12 protein-coding genes are annotated in these 17,986 nt (G+C 69.0%); 7 read left to right on the plus strand and 5 right to left on the minus strand.

Annotation, left to right across the window (positions count from 1 at the left end; genetic code table 11):
- The first annotated feature begins 7 nt into the window (after positions 1 to 7).
- The 7 genes from AAW14_RS24955 (at position 8) to AAW14_RS24985 (ending at position 9,597) form a co-directional block, all read left to right on the plus strand.
- A complete protein-coding gene (locus AAW14_RS24955) occupies positions 8 to 919 on the plus strand; it encodes an urea amidolyase associated protein UAAP1 (protein ID WP_322741105.1) in 912 nt (303 codons plus the stop codon).
- 1 nt (position 920) lies between these two features.
- A complete protein-coding gene (locus AAW14_RS24960; RefSeq protein ID WP_322741106.1) occupies positions 921 to 1,724 on the plus strand; it encodes an urea amidolyase associated protein UAAP2 in 804 nt (267 codons plus the stop codon).
- Entirely contained in the window at positions 1,721 to 5,314 is a 3,594-nt protein-coding gene (gene uca / locus AAW14_RS24965; RefSeq protein WP_265566165.1) for an urea carboxylase, read from the plus strand. Before AAW14_RS24960 ends, uca begins: the two co-directional genes overlap by 4 nt.
- A gap of 5 nt (positions 5,315 to 5,319) precedes the next feature.
- Positions 5,320 to 7,023 (plus strand): allophanate hydrolase, encoded by a 1,704-nt coding sequence (locus AAW14_RS24970; RefSeq protein ID WP_265566208.1) that lies wholly within the window; start codon positions 5,320 to 5,322, stop codon positions 7,021 to 7,023.
- Between the two features lie 41 nt (positions 7,024 to 7,064).
- On the plus strand, positions 7,065 to 7,748 hold the full coding sequence (locus AAW14_RS24975; protein ID WP_265566166.1) for a TetR/AcrR family transcriptional regulator: 684 nt from the start codon (positions 7,065 to 7,067) through the stop codon (positions 7,746 to 7,748).
- 146 nt (positions 7,749 to 7,894) lie between these two features.
- Positions 7,895 to 8,176 (plus strand): hypothetical protein, encoded by a 282-nt coding sequence (locus AAW14_RS24980; protein WP_265566167.1) that lies wholly within the window; start codon positions 7,895 to 7,897, stop codon positions 8,174 to 8,176.
- Positions 8,177 to 8,514: 338 nt separating this feature from the next.
- Positions 8,515 to 9,597, plus strand: a complete 1,083-nt coding sequence (locus AAW14_RS24985; RefSeq protein ID WP_265566168.1) for an integrase core domain-containing protein — start codon at positions 8,515 to 8,517, stop codon at positions 9,595 to 9,597.
- 411 nt (positions 9,598 to 10,008) lie between these two features.
- Here the strand turns inward: AAW14_RS24985 and AAW14_RS24990 are convergent, their stop codons facing one another.
- The 5 genes from AAW14_RS24990 to AAW14_RS25010 all read right to left on the minus strand — a co-directional run bounded on the left by AAW14_RS24990 (position 10,009) and on the right by AAW14_RS25010 (position 17,831).
- The gene (locus tag AAW14_RS24990) at positions 10,009 to 10,290 is read right to left on the minus strand and encodes a hypothetical protein (protein ID WP_265566169.1); all 282 of its coding nucleotides are present in this window, start codon (positions 10,288 to 10,290) and stop codon (positions 10,009 to 10,011) included.
- Positions 10,290 to 14,999, minus strand: a complete 4,710-nt coding sequence (locus tag AAW14_RS24995; RefSeq protein WP_265566170.1) for a putative T7SS-secreted protein — start codon at positions 14,997 to 14,999, stop codon at positions 10,290 to 10,292. The genes AAW14_RS24990 and AAW14_RS24995 overlap by 1 nt, the downstream gene beginning before the upstream one ends.
- A complete protein-coding gene (locus tag AAW14_RS25000; RefSeq protein WP_265566171.1) occupies positions 14,999 to 15,649 on the minus strand; it encodes a hypothetical protein in 651 nt (216 codons plus the stop codon). The genes AAW14_RS24995 and AAW14_RS25000 overlap by 1 nt, the downstream gene beginning before the upstream one ends.
- Positions 15,649 to 16,203, minus strand: coding sequence for an SseB family protein (locus tag AAW14_RS25005; protein WP_265566172.1), 555 nt, complete (start codon positions 16,201 to 16,203; stop codon positions 15,649 to 15,651). Before AAW14_RS25005 ends, AAW14_RS25000 begins: the two co-directional genes overlap by 1 nt.
- A gap of 378 nt (positions 16,204 to 16,581) precedes the next feature.
- Positions 16,582 to 17,831 (minus strand): IS3 family transposase gene (locus AAW14_RS25010; RefSeq protein ID WP_265566173.1). Its coding sequence is split into 2 segments (ribosomal slippage): positions 16,582 to 17,579 and positions 17,579 to 17,831, totalling 1,251 coding nucleotides; the frame shifts between segments, so codons are not numbered across the junction.
- Between the last annotated feature and the right edge of the window lie 155 nt (positions 17,832 to 17,986).

A 17,986-nucleotide genomic window follows, 5' to 3' on the forward strand; every position in this document is an offset into this window, starting at 1 on the left:
GACATCCATGACCACCACCGAGAGCTCGACGGCCGTACCGCAGCACGGCCGCTACGCGACCGGGCAGGCTCCCGCCCGCGCCCGTGATCTGCACCTGACCGACAGCGTCCGAAGCGCCCGTGACGACGCCCGCGCCCAGGGCGGGCAGGTCGGCGCGTGGATGCCGTACCTGCCGGCGTCGGACAGCCCGTACTGCCCGCCGGGGGTGGACGCGGCCGCCCTGGTGTGGGCGGAGACGGTGGCGCCCGGCGGCTACACGCACAAGGTCCTTGCCCGCGGCACGCGGCTGCGTTTCGACGACCCGGGCGGTGACGCCTGCGCCCACCTGCTGCTCTTCAACGCCCTGGAGCCGGTGGAGCGGCTCAACGTCGCCGACACCCAGAAGGTGCCGTGGCAGGCGTATCCGGGCCAGGACCATCCGCTGCTCTCCGGCGACGGCCGGGTCCTGGCCGTGGTCAGCGGTGATTCCTCCGGCCGGCACGACGCCTTCTGCGGCACCACCACCGACGCCTGGAACGAGCGCAAGTACGGTGACGCCCGCCCCGAGGGGCCGTCGCCGTCCGGCCGCGGGCTCTTCCTCAAGGCGGCCGCCAAGCACGGTCTGACCCGGCGCGACCTGCCGCCCAGTCTCTCCTTTTTCCAGGGCGTGCGCGTCGAACCGGACGGCACCCTGACCTGGCAGGGCAGCGCGGGGGCGGGCACGCATGTCGAACTCGTCGCGGAGATGCCCCTGCTGGTGCTGGTCGCGAATGTCGCCCACCCACTGGATCCTCGTCCCGGCTATGTAGTCGGCCCACTGCGGGTGCACGCCTGGCGTGGTGCCCCGACCGGCCCCGGCGAGCGGCGGTTCACGGCGACTCCGGAACTGCACCGGGCGTACCTCAACACCGTCGACTACTGCGAAGCCCGGGGGCTGTGACATGGCGACCACACGGACCGAGACCACGCCCGTCAGCTGCCCGACCGCCGCCGGCGGCGGCACGGTCGCCTCCACCGTCCCCGTGGGCGCCGTGCATGCGGAGGGCTCCCCCCTGGACTGGGGTGCGAGCCTGGTCGAGGGCAAAGTCGTCCTGGACGAGACGGTGGCCCCCAACGCGCCCTGGTCGGCGGTGGTGCGGACGGGGCACGTCCTGACGATCGTCGACGTCGGCGGCAACCAGTCGGCCGACTGTCTGCTCTACAACGCCGACGATCCCGAGGAGCGCTACAGCGTCCCCGACACCCTGGCCTGGCAGGGCAACGCCTATGTGCGCACCGGCACCGTGCTGCGCAGCAGCGAGGGCCGCCCGTTGATGACCGTCGTCGCCAACGAGGTCGACCGCCAGGACACCATCGGCGGCGCGTGCGGCAAGGAGTCCAACACCCTGCGCTACGGCCATCATGTGATGTTCCAGCACGGCTGCCGTGAGAACTTCCTCGCCGAGGCCCTTCGGCGTGGCCTCGGGGTGCGGGACATCGTCTCCAACCTCAACTGGTTCATGAACGTGCCCGTCGAGGCGGACGGCGCGCTGGGCATCGTGGACGGCATGTCGGCGCCGGGCCGTCGGGTTGCGGTGCGCGCCGAGACGGATGCGCTGGTGATGGTGTCCAACTGCCCGCAGATGAACAACCCGTGCAACGACTTCAACCCCACTCCGCTGCGGATGATCGTCGTGGAGCCGGCACCGGTCGCCGATGACTCACGGTCCGCGCACGCCGCCCGCACCGCGAAGGAGGGCGCGTGATCCGCCCCACCGCCGTTCTCGTCGCCAACCGCGGTGAGATAGCCCGCCGTGTGATCCGCACCGCCCGGAAGATGGGCTTGGGCACCGTCGCCGTCTTCTCCGACGCCGACCGGGCCGCCCCGCACGTCCGCGAGGCCGACCACGCGGTCCGCCTCGGTCCTGCGCCCGCCCGCGCGTCGTATCTGCGCGGCGAGGCGATCATCGAGGCCGCGCTCGCCCAGGGCGCGGGCATCATCCACCCAGGCTACGGCTTCCTCTCCGAGAACACCGTCTTCGCCCGTGCCGTCGAGGAGGCCGGTCTGCGTTTCGCGGGACCGACCGCCGACCAGATCACCGCCTTCGGTGAGAAGCACACCGCACGCGCCTTGGCCAAGGCCGCCGGAGTGCCGCTGCTGGCCGGGACGGAACTGCTGGCAAGCGCCGAGGAGGCCGTCACCGCGGCCGGGGCGATCGGGCTGCCCGTGATGGTCAAGGCCACCGGCGGTGGCGGCGGCATCGGCATGCAGGCCTGCGCCACCGCCGACGAGGTGCGTGAGGCATTCGCCCGCGTCGCGGCGCTCGCGGAGTCCAACTTCGGGTCCGCCGGGGTGTTCCTGGAGCGCCTCGTGCGCCCCGCCCGCCATGTCGAGGTGCAGGTCTTCGGCGACGGCACCGGCCGGATCGCCGTCTTCGGCGACCGGGACTGCTCGTTGCAGCGCCGCAACCAGAAGGTCGTCGAGGAGGCCCCGGCCCCGGCCCTGCCTCCTCATGTGCGGGCAATGCTGCACGAGTCCTCGCGGCGGCTGCTCGCCTCGGTCGGCTACCGGGGCGCGGGGACCGTGGAGTTCGTCTACGACCCCCTGCGCGAGGAGGCCGCCTTCCTGGAGGTCAACACCCGTCTCCAGGTCGAGCACCCGGTGACCGAGGAGGCGTACGGCGTCGACCTCGTCGAACTGATGCTCGTCCTGGCCCGCGACGGCTGGGTCGAGGACGCGGTGTTCGAGCGGGAGTGGACGCCCGCCGGGCATGCCGTGGAGGCTCGCGTCTACGCCGAGGACCCCGGCAAGGACTCGCTGCCGTCCTCGGGCCTGATCACCCGGGCGGCCTTCCCCGGCCAGGGCGCCGACAACATGCCCGGCGTGCGCGTCGACGGCTTTGCCGAAACCGGTCTGGAGGTCTCGCCGTACTACGACCCCATGCTCGCCAAGGTGATCGCGAGGGGCCCCACCCGGGAGGCCGCGTTCGACGTGCTCGGCCAGGCCCTGGCCGCGAGCCGGGTCGACGGCATCGTCACCAACCTGGGCCTGCTGCGCGAGCTGGCCGTGCGGGGCGAGGTACGCGAGGCGGTGCACAGTACGAGCACGCTCGCCACCACCGTCGACCCCGAGCCGCGCGTCGACGTCCTGGTGCCGGGCGCGATGACCACCGTCCAGGACCTTCCGGGCCGGCTCGGCTACTGGCACGTGGGCGTACCGCCGAGCGGCCCCTTCGACGCCGTCTCCTTCGCCGAGGCGAATCTGGCCGTCGGCAACCCGGCCCAGGCGCCTGGCCTGGAGGTCACCGCGGGCGGGCTGACCCTGCGCTTCTCGGCCGCCACCGTGGTCGCCGTCACCGGCGCCCCCGTCCCGGTCACGGCGGACGGCATCGCGGCAGCCCTGTGGGAGCCGGTCACGGTCCCGGCCGACGGCACCCTGGTGCTGGGCGCCTGCCGGGGGCCGGGTCTGCGCAGCTATGTGGCCGTCCGGGGCGGCATCGACGTACCCGGATATCTGGGCAGCGCCTCGACGTTCACCCTCGGCGGCTTCGGCGGGCACGGCGGTCGGGCGCTGCGCGCCGGGGATGTGCTGCGACCCGGAGCTTGGGCGACGGCCGGTGGCGGCCCGACCCCGCCCGAGCGCCGGCCGGCGATCACCTCGCACTGGCAGATCGGTGTCACCGAAGGGCCGCACGGAGCCCCCGAGTTCTTCACCCGCGAGGACATCGACACCCTCTACGCCACCGACTACAAGGTGCACCACAACTCGGCCCGCACCGGCGTCCGCCTGATCGGGCCCAAGCCGCAGTGGGCCCGCCAGGACGGCGGTGAGGCGGGCCTGCACCCCTCCAACATCCACGACACGCCATACGCGGTGGGAGCCCTGGACTTCACCGGCGACACACCGATCATCCTGGGCCCCGACGGTCCGTCCCTCGGCGGGTTCGTCTGCCCCGCGGTGGTCGCCAGCGGCGAACTGTGGAAACTCGGCCAGCTCCGCCCCGGCGACACCGTCCGCTTCGTACCGGTCAGGGAAGCCGAGGCGGCCGCCCTCGACGCCCGCCGCTCCTCCCCCACGCTGATCAGCACGGGCGGAGACGGCGACGACGGCGTACTCGGCCGCCTGGAGGCCACCGATGCCCGCCCCGCCGTCACCTACCGCCGGGACGGCGACGACAACGTCCTGGTCGAGTACGGCCCCATGGTCCTCGACCTCGGCCTGAGGATGCGGGTCCACGCCCTGCAGGAGACTCTCGCCGGCCACGCCCCCGAGGGCATCCTCGACGTCACCCCGGGCATCCGCTCCCTCCAGATCCACACCGACGCCCGGCGGCTGAAGGCCCGTGACCTCACCGCCCTGCTGCGCGAGCTGGAGGACGAAGTCCCGCCCAGCGACGAACTGGTGGTCCCCTCCCGCACGGTGCGGCTGCCGCTCAGCTGGGACGACCCGGCCACCCGGCTCGCCATCGAGCGGTACATGGCCGGGGTGCGCGACGACGCCCCGTGGTGCCCGTGGAACATCGAGTTCATCCGCCGTGTCAACGGCCTTCGGACCGCCGACGACGTCTACCGCACCGTCTTCGACGCCTCCTACCTGGTGCTCGGCCTCGGCGACGTCTATCTCGGCGCCCCCGTCGCCACCCCGCTCGACCCACGGCACCGCCTGGTGACCACCAAGTACAATCCGGCCCGCACCTGGACCGCGGAGAACTCCGTCGGCATCGGCGGCGCCTACTTGTGCATCTACGGCATGGAAGGCCCCGGCGGCTACCAGTTCGTCGGCCGCACCGTGCAAATCTGGAACCGGTTCCGCAAGGGCGGCCTGTTCCGGGACTCGCCGTGGGCGCTGCGCTTCTTCGACCGCATCGAGTGGTATCCCGTCACCGCGGAGGAACTACTCGAACTGCGGGCCGAGACCGACGCCGGGCGCGGTGACTTCGCGACCGAGGAGGGCACCTTCTCGATCGCCGAGTACAACGCCTTCCTCGCCGCGGAGGCCGACTCGATCGCCGCGTTCCGCCGGCGGCAGAGCACCGCCTTCGAGGCCGAGAAGCAACTCTGGCGAGCCGCGGGAGAGTTCGACCGCGCCCACGATCCCGAACCCGTGACCGCCACTGCTGCCGTCACCCTGCCAGACGGGGCGGTCCCGGTCACCGCGCCGTACACCGCCACCGTCTGGCAGATCGCCGCCGAGCCAGGCGCCACCATCGCGAGCGGCGATGCGATCCTGTCCCTGGAGGCGATGAAAATGGAGTCCAAGGTGAACGCCCCCACCGCCGGGACACTGCTGGAGATCTACGTCAAGCCCGGTGAGCAGGTCGCCCCCGGCCAGATCCTCGCGGCGGTGCGGGCATGAACGCCATGACACCGACCGCACGCGTCCGGGCCGCCTACGACCGGATCGAGGGCGTCGGCCGGCCCGAGATCTGGATCCACCTCAGGCCACGCGAGGAGGTGCTCGCCGAGGCGGCCGGTGTCGACCCGGCGCTGCCGCTGGCCGGCCTGGTGGTGGCCGTCAAGGACAACATCGACGTGGCCGGCCTCCCCACCACCGCGGGCGCCCCGTCGTACGCCTACGAACCGCAGGACGACGCGCCGGCGGTGGCGCGGCTGCGCGCAGCCGGCGCGGTGGTGCTCGGCAAGACCAACCTGGACCAGTTCGCCACCGGTCTGGTCGGCGCCCGCAGCCCCTACGGTGCGGTGCGCAACGCCTGGGACGCGGCCCGCATCTCCGGCGGGTCGTCCAGCGGATCCGCAGTCGCAGTGGCGCTGGGCATTGCCGACATCGCGCTCGGCACCGACACGGCCGGCTCCGGACGGGTGCCCGCTGCCCTCAACGGCATCGTCGGCGTCAAGCCCACCAAGGGTCTGGTGCCCGTGACCGGGGTGGTCCCCGCCTGCTACACGCTCGACTGCGTGACCGTCTTCGCCCGCGACCTGCAACTCGCCCGAACTGCCACGGAGTTTGTCGAAGGCCCCGATCCGGCCGATCCGCTCTCCCGCACCGGCACCCAGCTTCCGCCGCCCCCCGCGCGCCCGCGGATCGCCGTACCGGCCGGGGAGCATCTGAACGGCATGACCGACGGCTGGCGCGAAGCCTTCGACGCCGCCGTCGCCCGCCTGGCGGGCACCGGGACGGAGATCGTCGAAACCGACATCACCCCGTTGCTCCAGGCCGCGGACCTGCTGTACGGCGGCGCGTTCGTCGCCGAGCGGTACGCCGCCGTGGGCGCGCATCTGGAGAAGCACCGCGACCTGATCGGGGCGGACCTCGATCCGACCGTCGCCGCCATCGTGCTGGCAGGCCGGGAGAAGACCGCCGCCGACTGGGCCGCCGACACCGCCAGGCTCGCCGCGCTCGGCGCCGCCGGACGCGCGGTGGTCGACGGCTGTACAGCTCTCCTGACGCCGACCACCACCTGGCATCCCACCCTCGATGAGGTGGCGGCCGACCCGGTCGGCGCCAACGCCCGGTTGGGACGATTCACCAACTTCGCCAACCTGCTGGACTGCGCCTCGCTCGCCGTTCCCGCCGGGCTCGTGGACGGCCTGCCGTTCGGCGTGATGTTCACCGGACCGGCCTTCTCCGACCGCGCCCTGGCCGCGCTGGCCGAGCGGTTCGCCAACCCCGGGCTCAACCTGTTCGTGGTCGGCGCCCACCTCACCGGTCAGCCCCTCAATGCCCAGTTGGTGCAGGCCGGCGGCACCCTGACCGGCCCGGCCCGCACCGCAGGCGGCTACCGGCTGTACGCCCTGGCCACCGAGCCGCCCAAGCCCGGCCTGCTCCGGGTCACCAAGGGCGGGCGGGACGCCGGCGCCGGGCCGGGTCACGCCACGGGGTCAGGCGGCGACGCGCGGACGGGCATCGAGGGCGAGATCTGGTGGCTGCCCGCTGCCGGGTTCGGGGCGTTCACCGCCGCCGTGCCCGCGCCGATGACCATCGGAACCGTCGAACTGGCCGACGGGCGGCAGGTCTGCGGCTTCCTCGTCGAGCCGTACGCCGTCGAGGGCGCGCCCGACATCACCCGCTTCGGTGGCTGGCGGGCGTACACGGCGTCCGCGTGACCGGAGGCCGCAGGGCGGACACCTGGTGGCAGGATGGGGCCATGACGACGACGCGTCCCCGTCAAGGCAGGCCCCGGCACACGCCGCCGTCCGACCCCGGCACCTCCGCCCGGGAAGAGATCCTCGACGCCGCCGGGGCGCTCTTCGTCGACCATGGCATTACCAGCACCAGCACCCGCATGATCGCCGAGCGGGTCGGCATCAGGCAGGCCTCGCTCTACTACCACTTCGCCACCAAGGAGGAGATCCTCGCCGAGCTGCTGGCGACGTCCGTCCGGCCCAGTCTGCAGATTGTGGACCGGATCCGGGCCCTGGTGCCCGAGCAGGCGGATGCGGCCGCCGCACTCTACGCCGTGGCCGCTATGGACGTACGCACCCTCTCCCGCACTCCGTACAACATCGGCACGCTCTATCTGCTGCCGGAAGTGCGGGCCGAGCGGTTCAACGCCTTCCGGACCGAGCGGGGCCGTCTGCAGTCGAGCTACGGCACGCTGGGCGCCCTGGCGGCGAGCGAGGACGTCGCGCGCGGCCTGCCCGCCGAGCGGCTCGGTGAACTGCTGATCCAGCTGGTGGAGGTTGTCATCCAGATACGGCGCTCCCGTGAGCCGGATGCGGCTGACACCGAGGCCATCGCGTCGTCGTGCCTGCGCCTGTGCGGGCTCGGAGAGCCGGCGGTGGCCGCCGCCCGGGAGGAGGGCCGAACGCTGCTGAGCAGCCTGGACTGACCGCCGGCCCTGCAGGTGCCAGCAACCTCATCCGTGCCGGTCAGAAGGCGCGTGAGCACTGTCGTGAGTCCCTGCCGGTCAGGGGTGACGATGGGGGCCTCGCTCGGTGATTGCCCACTGGCTCCAGGCGACGCCAGGATGGTCCGGTGCTGCTGCGACTGCCTTACCTGGCCCTGACGAGCGTGTTCACCTTGATACGACTCCTGCCGATGGGCGAGCGAGACAAGGACGCTGAGATCCTGGCACTGCGCCACCACCTGGCCCTGCCGCAGCGGCAGATCGACAAGCCCAACCTCACCTGGCCCGACCGCGCGCTGCTCGCCGCGCTCCGGCACCCCCGGATCAGGGGAGTTCGCGAACGTGCAGGCCCGTCGACGCGAGTGACGGACCGAACTCCGCACGAGTACCAACATTGCGGGTGCCGATAAATCATCCACCCAGGTGGAGGCCTTGATCGACTGACCTCTCAGGCCGCGCTCGCCGACAACTCCAATGTCTTCACGTCTACAGACGCAGACGGCATCATGATCTGTCGTGCTGCTGCGCCTGACCTACCTCGCTGCGACCAACGCCCTGTCGCTCCTGCGCCTGCTGCCGATGAGCGACCGGGACAAAGACATCGAGATCCTTGCCTGCGGCATCAACTGCTCATACTGCAACGCCAGGTCAGCAAGCCCTGTCCCGCTCGGAAACTCGATTCTGGTCGTGACCTGCAAGCTCCTCCGACAGAGCATGGACCGCACACGGCATCTGGGACGATCTTCCGATGGTGCTGTCGCTCGTCACCGCCCTGGTCCGGAACTTGGTCGCAGCGCCCGCTGCCGTGCTGCGCAGCCGCGGGGCCAAGGACGCGGAGGTGTTGGCGCTCCGGCATGAGAATGCGGTGCTGCGCCGTCAGATCGGGCGGGTCCGCTACGAGCCAGCCGACCGGATTCGGCTCGCCGTGCTCTCGCGGTTGGTCCCTCGCGAGCGATGGCGCGAGGTGTTCGCGGTCACCCCGACAACACTCCTGCGTTGGCACCGGGAACTCCTCACGCGTAAGTGGACATTCGCCCACCACCGCCGCCCTGGCCGCCCTTCCACCGCACCGGCCGTCAAGCAGCTCATCCTGCGCTTGGCCCGCGAGAACAGCAACTGGGGTCACCGCCGAATACAGGGCGAACTCGCCCGCCCCGGATACCCGATCGCCCCATCCACAGTCTGGGAGATCCAGCACACCGCCGGCATCGACCCTGCCCCGCAACGCTCCGGTCCAACCTGGAGCCAGTTCCTCACCGCCCAAGCCCACGGCATCATCGCCGCCGACTTCCTGCACCTCGACACCGTCCCGCTCAAGCGCCTGTACGCCCTGGTATTCATCGAGCACGGCACCCGGCGCGTTCACCTCGCCGGCGTCACCGCCCACCCCACCGCTCAGTGGACCACGCAGCAGGCAAGGAATCCCGCCATGACTTTGGGGAGCCGGATGGACTCACTTCGCTTCCTACTCCGGGACCGGGATACGAAGTACACCCGTTCCTCCGACGCCGCCTTCGAGGCAGACGTGGAGGTCCTACTCAACCCACCCCGGGCACCGAGAGCAAACGCGATCTGCGAAAGAGTAGCGGGCACCCTACGCCGCGAAATCCTCGACCGGATCCTCATCTACAACCAGACTCACGCCCACAGAGTTCTCACCGCCTACATCAGGCACTACAACCAGCACCGCCCCCATCAATCCTGGCAGCAACTACCCCCAGACAGCACCGAACCACCCGCCCCGGCCACTGTCACCAACCTGCAAGCCCATCGCATCCGGCGACAACCCGTCCTCGACGGCCTGATAAACGAATACCGTCACGCTGCCTGACCGCGCCGCATCACCGCAGCTCACAGGACTAAATCGTATTTTCGAGCGGCACACGTCCACGAGACCGTCGAGGAGCGGACCGAGCTCATCCCGCTGACCTGCCCCGAACTCGTCCGCCTCCTGCGGGTACTTGTGCTTCCTCCACCCGTCAGCGACCGCGACCACATCCTGCACTGGACCGCCTGGCGCGAGCCGTCGCAACGGCCTGCCATCAGCAACGACACCGCCGTCACGACCAAACGTGATCAACAACTACAGCTGCCGTGTCTGTCCCGTATCAAGCTCGACAAGGTTCTTCCCCGGCATAAGACCTGTCGAGGCAACGCGCAAGCTAAGCAACCGGTTCCGCGGCATCACCGATTTCCACGTCGCCAAGAAATCGAGATCGCGATCTCATTCTGAAATGATCAGCTAGCCGTTGTTAAAGGACCCCAAGGCCAGAACCTCATGAATGTCGAGGAATCGGCATTCCCCGGTCTCCCTGTGCACCGAAATACAGTTGGGTCCGTAGCTGAAATATTTATCGTCCCTGGTTTCAATGTACTTGACGGACTGGAAGCCAAAATAGAAGAAATCACCCTTTTCCATGGCGAATTCACCCTTACCGAAGAGCGCGACCTGATCGCTCCACTCGCCAAACTCCTGACGCAGAGCCTCCGCCGCCAGTCGCTCCGCTTGGTCCATCGTGTACATCAATTAGTCCTCATCAGCTTGAATGTCTTGAAATACGTCGGGTCGACGAACCCTGTCTGCACATCACAGAACAGCACATGGCCCTGGTGGTTAACGATGTTGAACACGTGACCCGCCGGACCTTCTTCAGGCATCGCAGCCACGATCCCCCGAGCCCCGTGGCCAGAATTTCGAATATGGTCGACCATGTCCCAGAACCCAGTATCCTTGAAGTCCCGCCCATACACGCTCTCAAGTCGATCGAGTGATTGGAACGGAATATCGCCGGGGACAGCCTTGATGCCCTCGCCAGCAAGGTACCGGTCAAATGCCTCGCCCAGGTAGGTGCAGTTTCTCATCCCTCCCTCCGGGTTGAAGTACTTTACCAAGTGGGAAAGATCGGTTGTTTCGTATGGCTTAGGGGGGAGCAGAGTCTTCTGCGGTGCGAGGCCGAGGGGATCGCAGCTCACTGACGGACGGTCCACATAGGTGGCAGGATTGGCCGCCGGAGCCAGCCCGAGGGGGTCCAGACTGACGTATCGGCCCACTTCGGGGTCGTAATACCTCAGATAGTTGTAGTTCAGGCCCGTCTCGGGGTCGAAGTACTGCCCTGGGAAACGCAGCGGTGTGTAGGCGTGGCTCCGCACCGACCACGACTGTTTTCCCCAGTTCGTGGTCCGGGACCGCCAGGCGATCTCTCCGGACTCGTCGATCAGTTCGCAAGGAGATCCCGAGAGATCGGCCACGATGGCGAAGAACCGGGCGTCTACCTCTTCCTGCGAGGCTGCGGTCATGGTTCTGCGTTCGCTCTGCGCAACCGCTTCGGCACCGTTGAGATGCCAAGTCAGGGTCACCGAGTCGGCCGAGGAACCCCAGCTCGTCGTCTGTTCGCACAGCGAGACGCCGTCCCAGCTGAAGTCCACCTGCTCCAGGACGTCCACACCGTTCTCGGCGATGCGCTGTTTACTCACGCGCCGCCCGAGAGCGTCGTACCTGTAGCGCCATACGGTGCCGTCCGGAGTGACGACCTGGGTGAGCCGGTCTTCCGCGTCCCAGCTGTAGCGCCATGTGTCCGGCTTGCGGGAGAGCCGGGCCTTCTGGCGGAGCACGACACGTCCAGCGGCGTCGTACTCGTAGCGGATCCGGCCGGCGCGCACGAGATCGGCACCCTGGTAGACGCGCTCCCCGCATCCGTCGTCTCCGAACGGGTGTGCGGGCCAGTCGGCCGACACCTGGTTGCCGAGCGCGTCGTAGGAGTAGGCCTCCGCCCATCCTTGTCCGTGGACTCGTGTGGTTCTGCCCGCCAGGTCCAGTTCGAACAGCTGATCGCCATTCAGTTGGTCATGGATCTTCGTCAGGCTGCCGTCGGCGCGGTACTCGTAGGCGCGCTCTTGGATGCGCCCGAGCGGGCCGTCCACTGCCTGGGACGCCAGTCGGCCGATTGCGTCGAACGAGCGGGAAATACTCAGGGTCTCGGCGAACCGGCGATGGGCTTCACGCCCGACCTGGTCGTACCCCAGCGTGATGACACGTCCGTCCGCCAGGAGCCGGCAGGGCTGCCCCGCGGCGTCGAACTGCCAGACGGTCTCGGCGCCCGAAGGTGTCGTGCGTCCCTCCAGCCTGCCGAACTCGTCGTACCGATAGGCCACCTCCCGGCCGTTCACGCGCTCGGAAACCAGATGCCCATGGCGGTCACGAAGAAGGCTCAGGTCCACATGAGCGTTACTGGCCTGGGCGATGCGGCCGGTGAAGTCGTAGTCGTATGTCGTCACCTCGCCGTCGGCGGTCTTGCGGACGATCTGTCCGAGTTCGTTGTGCTCGAAGGTGACGACCTGCCCGAGTGCGTTCGTGCGGGAGATGAGCTCACCGGCCGCGTTGTAGGAGTAGCGGGTGACCCGGCCCCCGAAGTCTGTCTCGCAGGCAAGCCGCCCGACCAGGTCGTAGTCGTAGGTCCAGGTCTGCCCGTGGGGGTTGGTCACAGCGGTCAGGCGGAGTTCGTTGTCGTACTGGAACTCGTACCGTGAGCCGTCGGGCTCGACACGCGCCGTCAGCAGGTCGAACTGGCCGTATTCGAAGCGGGTGACGCCGCCGATGGTGTTCGTGTGCGTGAGGCAGTTCCCCTCACCGTCGTAACTCCACGTCTCCTCGGTGCCGTCCGGGTTCAGCCGACGCTTGAGCCGGCCTTCGACGGTCCATTCCATGCGACCCGTCGCCCCCAGCGGGTCGGTGATGGAAATGACCCGTCCGAGCGGGTCCCGCGCGTAGCGCATGACGCCGCCCTGGTGGTCACGCACCTCCACGGGCAGACCGGCGGCGTCGCAGCGTATGCGGGTCATCCGGCCGAGATGATCGCGCACTTCGGACAAGTGCCCGGACGCGTCGTAGGTGAAGAAGGTCGTGCCGCCTGCCGAATCGGTCACCGAGGTCCGGTTCCCGCAATCGTCGAACTCCTGGCGGACCGTGCTCCCGTCGGGACGCACCACCCGGGTGAGCAGGCCGCGGTCGTCGTAGGAAAACGTGGTGGACCGGCCGTCCGGGCGGATGATCTGCGTCGGGTTGCCCAGGTCGTCGTACCGGTAGGACGTCGTACGGCCGACGGCGTCGGTCTCGGACAGCAGGCGGTTGAACCGGTCGCGGGTGAAGCGCCTGGTGTGTCCGGCCGGATCCACGATGGCGACGATCTGGTGCAGGTCGTTGACGAAATAGCGGCGTACGGCGCCTGCTCCGTTGACTGCTGTGGTGATGTGCAGGCCGGATTCCGGGTCCTTCTCGCTGTAGGACAGCCGGAGGCTCATGTGGCCCTGTGTGCCGCCCTGGGCGATGCAGCGGTTTCTGTCGTCGTAGGCGTACTCGTACGCATGCCCGTTGGTGTCCGTCCACGACGTGATGCGCAGCGCCTCATCGTAGGTGAACCTGAGCGGCTTCCCGGACGAGTTGCGGACTTCGGCCAGGTTTCCGCTGGTATAGCCGTAACGGATCAGTGCGAGGTCGGATCCGTCATCGGCCCCGCCGACAAGGTGCAGGCCGGTGACCAGGCCCTCGGCGCTGTCGATGCGCAGGCGGTATCCGGCGCTGTGGGCGATGCCCGAGGGAACTCCGGCGCCGTCGTACTCGAAGGTGATCCAGTTGCCGTTGCTGTCGTCGATCTGTACCAGCTCGGCGAGTTCGTCGTTCCGGTCGGCGAAGTGCCACACCTGCCGGGTCCGCGGGTCGGTGACGGTGTAGCCGTCCGCCTGCCGGCTCAGCGGCCAGCGGGGGCCGTTGTGCGGCAGGACGGGAAGGCCGGGCGCCGGGTGCGGGTAGAACAGCCGCATCCCGTCCTCGTGGACGAAGACAACGCCGGCGGAGGTGATGTCCAGTCGTTGGTCTATGGTGCTCGTCCACGCGGGGCCGAACCAGCGCCCGTACGTGTGGCCCGACTCCACCCGGCGCTTGAACGCCAACGGCAGCGCACCGGGAAGCGTCACGTCCGTTTGGGACAGGTACATCGTGCCCGTGGCGAGGTTGATCGGGTCCGTGCCCGCGGACTCCACATCACCCGGAGCATGGCTCTCGGCCGCACCCGGGATCTCGGCGGCACCGTCCGCCGCAGCAGCCTCCGCGCCGTCGGCGCCGAGCATGCCGCCCTCGGCCACGTCCGCTGCGGCCCCGGCCCCGCCCGTCCCCGCGGCCAGCGCGGCCTGGGGAACCAACTCCCCGAAGAAGTTGGCCGGGTCCGACGAAAAGGATTTCCAGCCCGACTTCAGGGCACGGTCGGGATGCGTCGCCATGGAGACGACGCCGCCGAGCAGCTGCACCTTGTTCTGCAGGAACGCGGCCGGATGCGTCAGGTTGTAGGGGTCCAGGGGGTCGAGGCTGCGGGAGAAGTTCACGATGCCCGCTGTGCCCTTGACGACGCCGCCGAGGAAATGCGCCGCGTCGATGGAGTCGGATGCCAGGACGTCCATGCCGTCCAGCTTCAGCTGCTGGACGGCCGACGGCTCCTTCGGGGCGTGCTGCAGCGCAGCCCTCAGCTTGGTCTCCGTCTCGCCGGCGATCTTGTTCCGCTGCCGCCGGGCGGCGTCGAGGATGCCCTGCGCCTCCTGCATCGCATGCTCGCCGGGGTCCTGCTCGGAAGGGCGTGGCCCGGGGTCGTCGCTGCCCTGTTCCACCTTGTGGTTGTACGAGTCGACCTGCTTGCGGTGCGCGTCGGAGGCGGACTTGCCCTGCTTGTACAGGCGGATCGCTTCCCGCGACTGCCCCTGGGCCCATTCGACGGTGTCGGCCAGGCCGTTCAGTGCCGTGGCCGCCTCCTGGCAGGCTGTTGCGGCCTGCAGCCACTTGGTGGGGTGCAGGGCGAACTTCTCGCGGAAGGTGTCCGCGGCCTTGCCCTGCCAGCCGCCCGAGTCGACAGCCTTCATGCCCACGCCGACCTCCTCGAAGGCCATGGCGAACACCAGCAGGTGCTTGGCCTTCTCACGGATCGTCGACGGCTTGCCGTGGATCAGATCGGCCGGTTCGACATCCGGTCCCAGCTGCCGTTCGGCGACGTGCGCACCGAGATAGGAGGCGACCCGGTCTCCGCCGTGCCGCACCTCCTGGGCCACGCCGTGCGCGCCGACCTTGTCGAGCGCGTCGCCGGTGAGGTCGGCTCCCTCGTCGACCACCTCTCCCGTCACCCGCTTGGCGTGGTCGTAGAGGCTCTTGCCCCCGCTCAGGAGCTCGCCGCCCAACTTGCCCCAGCTCGACATCAGTCCTGCCCCTCCTGCTTCAGGCCGAACTCCTCGTTCACCGCGGCGTTGTACTGGTCCTGGTCCATCCCGGTGAGACTCGGCGCCAGCTCCACGCCGGGAAGCTGCTCGGCGGTCGCCAGGTCACGTCCCATTCCCTTGAGCGTCTGTTCCGAGACGGCGAGACCGTCTCGGAAGGACTTCTCGCTGTAGTCCGGATGCAGCCAGCCGGGCGTGGCCAGTTGGCCCCAGCTCTCCTGGTCGATCTGCTGCTCGGACGCGTAGGGGTTGCCCGTCAGGGAGTTCAGGCCGACCTTGAGCGAGTTCTTCACGGTCTGGTCCGTCTGGTACATCGTCCCCGCCGCGAGCCCGACCCCCGCCGCGAACGCGTTTCCCTCGTCGATCAGGGCCCTCACGCCCCATTCCCAGCGCTCGCAGAACGAGTGGAAGACGGCGCCGACGGTCTCGTCACCGATGGTCATACCGTCCATCTCGAGGTCGTTGAAACCACGCCCTGTGCCCGACCGACCCGCGTCGTTGACGAGCCCCAGCTTCCCCAACTCGCTGAGAGCCCTGTTGATCCCGTCGGCGATCAGATCCAGCCCGATGACCTTCAGATCGGGAGTGCCACCCGCACTCGGCCCGCGGTCGAACCTGACCATCCTCTCCATTACCGGTTTTCCTCCCCGTCCATACGATGTTCCGGCCCGTTCACCGCGACCGCCTCCGGCACCACTTGGGCCACCGGCGGCAGCACCAGTCCGTGCGCACCGTCCGCCGCGTTCACCAGCACTCCGCACGGCACCCCCGACTCGGCCACTGCCGGCACGGCCGCGTCCAGCAGAGCGGCACCCCACACGCTGCGGTACGGCCATGCCCGTCCGTCTTCCCCTCGGGCCACCACGTACCGGGCCAGCGCTGCCTCACCGGTGAACGCCAGGATCCAGCGCACTCCGCCCATATCCACCGTCAAGGGGGCTTCCTCAGCGTTCGGGCCGGGCAACGCGCCCACCGGCACCAGCACCCGTGACCGCCGGAACTCGCCCAACTCGGCAAGAAACCTACGCCGACGAGCCTGCACCTGTGCGGCCTCCTCGTCGGAAACCGCCTCGCCGTGAGGCGGGGCGGGCCCCGGGTCGGCAGGGGCGTCGACGTCCGCCGGCGCGGCGGCAGCCAAGGCGGCGGTGACATCCCCCTCCGGTTGCTCGCCACCGGTACGAATCACGGTTTGATCGGCGATGTCCGTCAGCCGCGAACGTGGCGACGCCGGTACGGATCTGCTCGCTGCCGCCTCGCTGGGGTCGCCATGCCGCTCGTCTCGCTGCACAGCCTCAGTGCCGCCGTGCGCGCCCGGCGTCTCTCCTGGCTCGTTCACCATCAAGTCCCTGTCGCGGGGCAGGCTTTCAACCCCGTTCATGATCAAACTTCAACATGTTCGCAAGGTGTGATCGAAAGTGACAACCACCTGCTCATCAAGTGCACTCAAAGGAATCCTCAAACCGTCCACGCTTGGACGACGTGGTCATCCGCCTTCAGCACGAGGAGGCACTGGACGACGGGGATCGCTCACGTGAGGCTCAACCTCGGGAGTGGACACCGGGTTTCATGCGACGAGCGACAGCGTACGTGATGAGATCAGCTGTTGCTCGAACTCGACTGGCGTGAGGTAGCCGAGGGCGGAGTGGCGGCGGCGCCGGTTGTAGTAGGCGAGCCAGCGGAACAGCTCCAGCCGTGTCTGCGCCTTCGAGGTGAGGCGTCGCCCGTGGAGCAGCTCCCGTTTCAGACCCTGGAAGAACGACTCGGCCAGGGCATTGTCGTAACTCGAGCCGACGCGGCCCATGCTGCGGAGAATCCCATGCCGGCGGCAGACCTCGGCGAAGGCCGCCGCCGTGTATTGCGCGCCCCTGTCCGTGTGAAACACAACGCCGTCGACCTTGCCGCCGCGGGCGCAGACCGCCATTTCGATCGCGTCGGTGACGAGCTGGGTGCGCATGTGGTCGGCGATGGACCAGCCGATCACGCGGCGCGAGCAGATGTCGATGACCGTGGCCGGATACAGCCACGTTGAGCTGTCGATGACCGTGGCCAGGTACAGCCACGTTGAGCCGACAGCGACATACGTGATGTCGCCGCACCACCGGGTGTTCAACGTCTTCGCGGTGAGGTCGCGCATGACCAGGTCCGGTGTGGGAGGGGCTGTCCTGTCCGCGATCGTGGTGCGCTTGGTGCGGCGCAGGTGACGGCCGACGATCTGGTTGATGCGCATCGAGCGCGTGACACGCTTACGGTTGATCTTCCGATCCCTCGAGCGGAGTTCGGCATGGATGTGCGGGGCGCCGTAGGCGCCGTGGTGTTCGGCATGGATCTCGCGGATCTCGGCGACCGCGGCGGTCTGCTCGGCCTGACGCGCGGCACGGACCTGCGTGGTGGCCTGGTGCCGGTAGTAGCCGGAGCGGGAGACACCCAGGACCTGGCATATCCGCTGCACGCCGAAGTCGGCACGGTTGTCGGAGATGAAGTCCCAGCGGCAGGGGCTCACTTCACCTCCCGGGTGAAACAGGCGGCTGCCCGGCGCAAGATCTCCCGCTCCAGCTGCCACTCTTTCTCCGCCTTCAGCAGCCGCTGGTTCTCGGCCCGCAGCCGGGCCAGCTCCTCCGCCTGACCCTGCACGCTGCCGTCCGACAGCTCGGGCGCGGAGCGAACGGTGTCCTTGCGGACCCACCTGCGCAACGTCTCCCCGGTGATCCCGAGCTCCGCGGCCACCGCCGCGTACGTGCGCTTGCCGCCGGACGCGCGGTACAGCGCGACGGCGTCCTTCCGGAACTCCTCCGGGTACGGAGACTGGCGTCCCACTTGGACATCCCTCCCCGGACCGTCAAGATCCATTGTCAGGGTGTCCACTCCAAAGGATCAGCCTCAGTTCCTCGGCAGGTTGGTACGGCGCACAGACGCCCATAGGAGTCGGGCGCTCGTGGGGGCCAAACAGGGGGCCAAAGGTCACAGCCGCG

The organism is Streptomyces hygroscopicus (assembly GCF_026168105.1).
GTDB lineage: Bacteria > Actinomycetota > Actinomycetes > Streptomycetales > Streptomycetaceae > Streptomyces > Streptomyces hygroscopicus_D.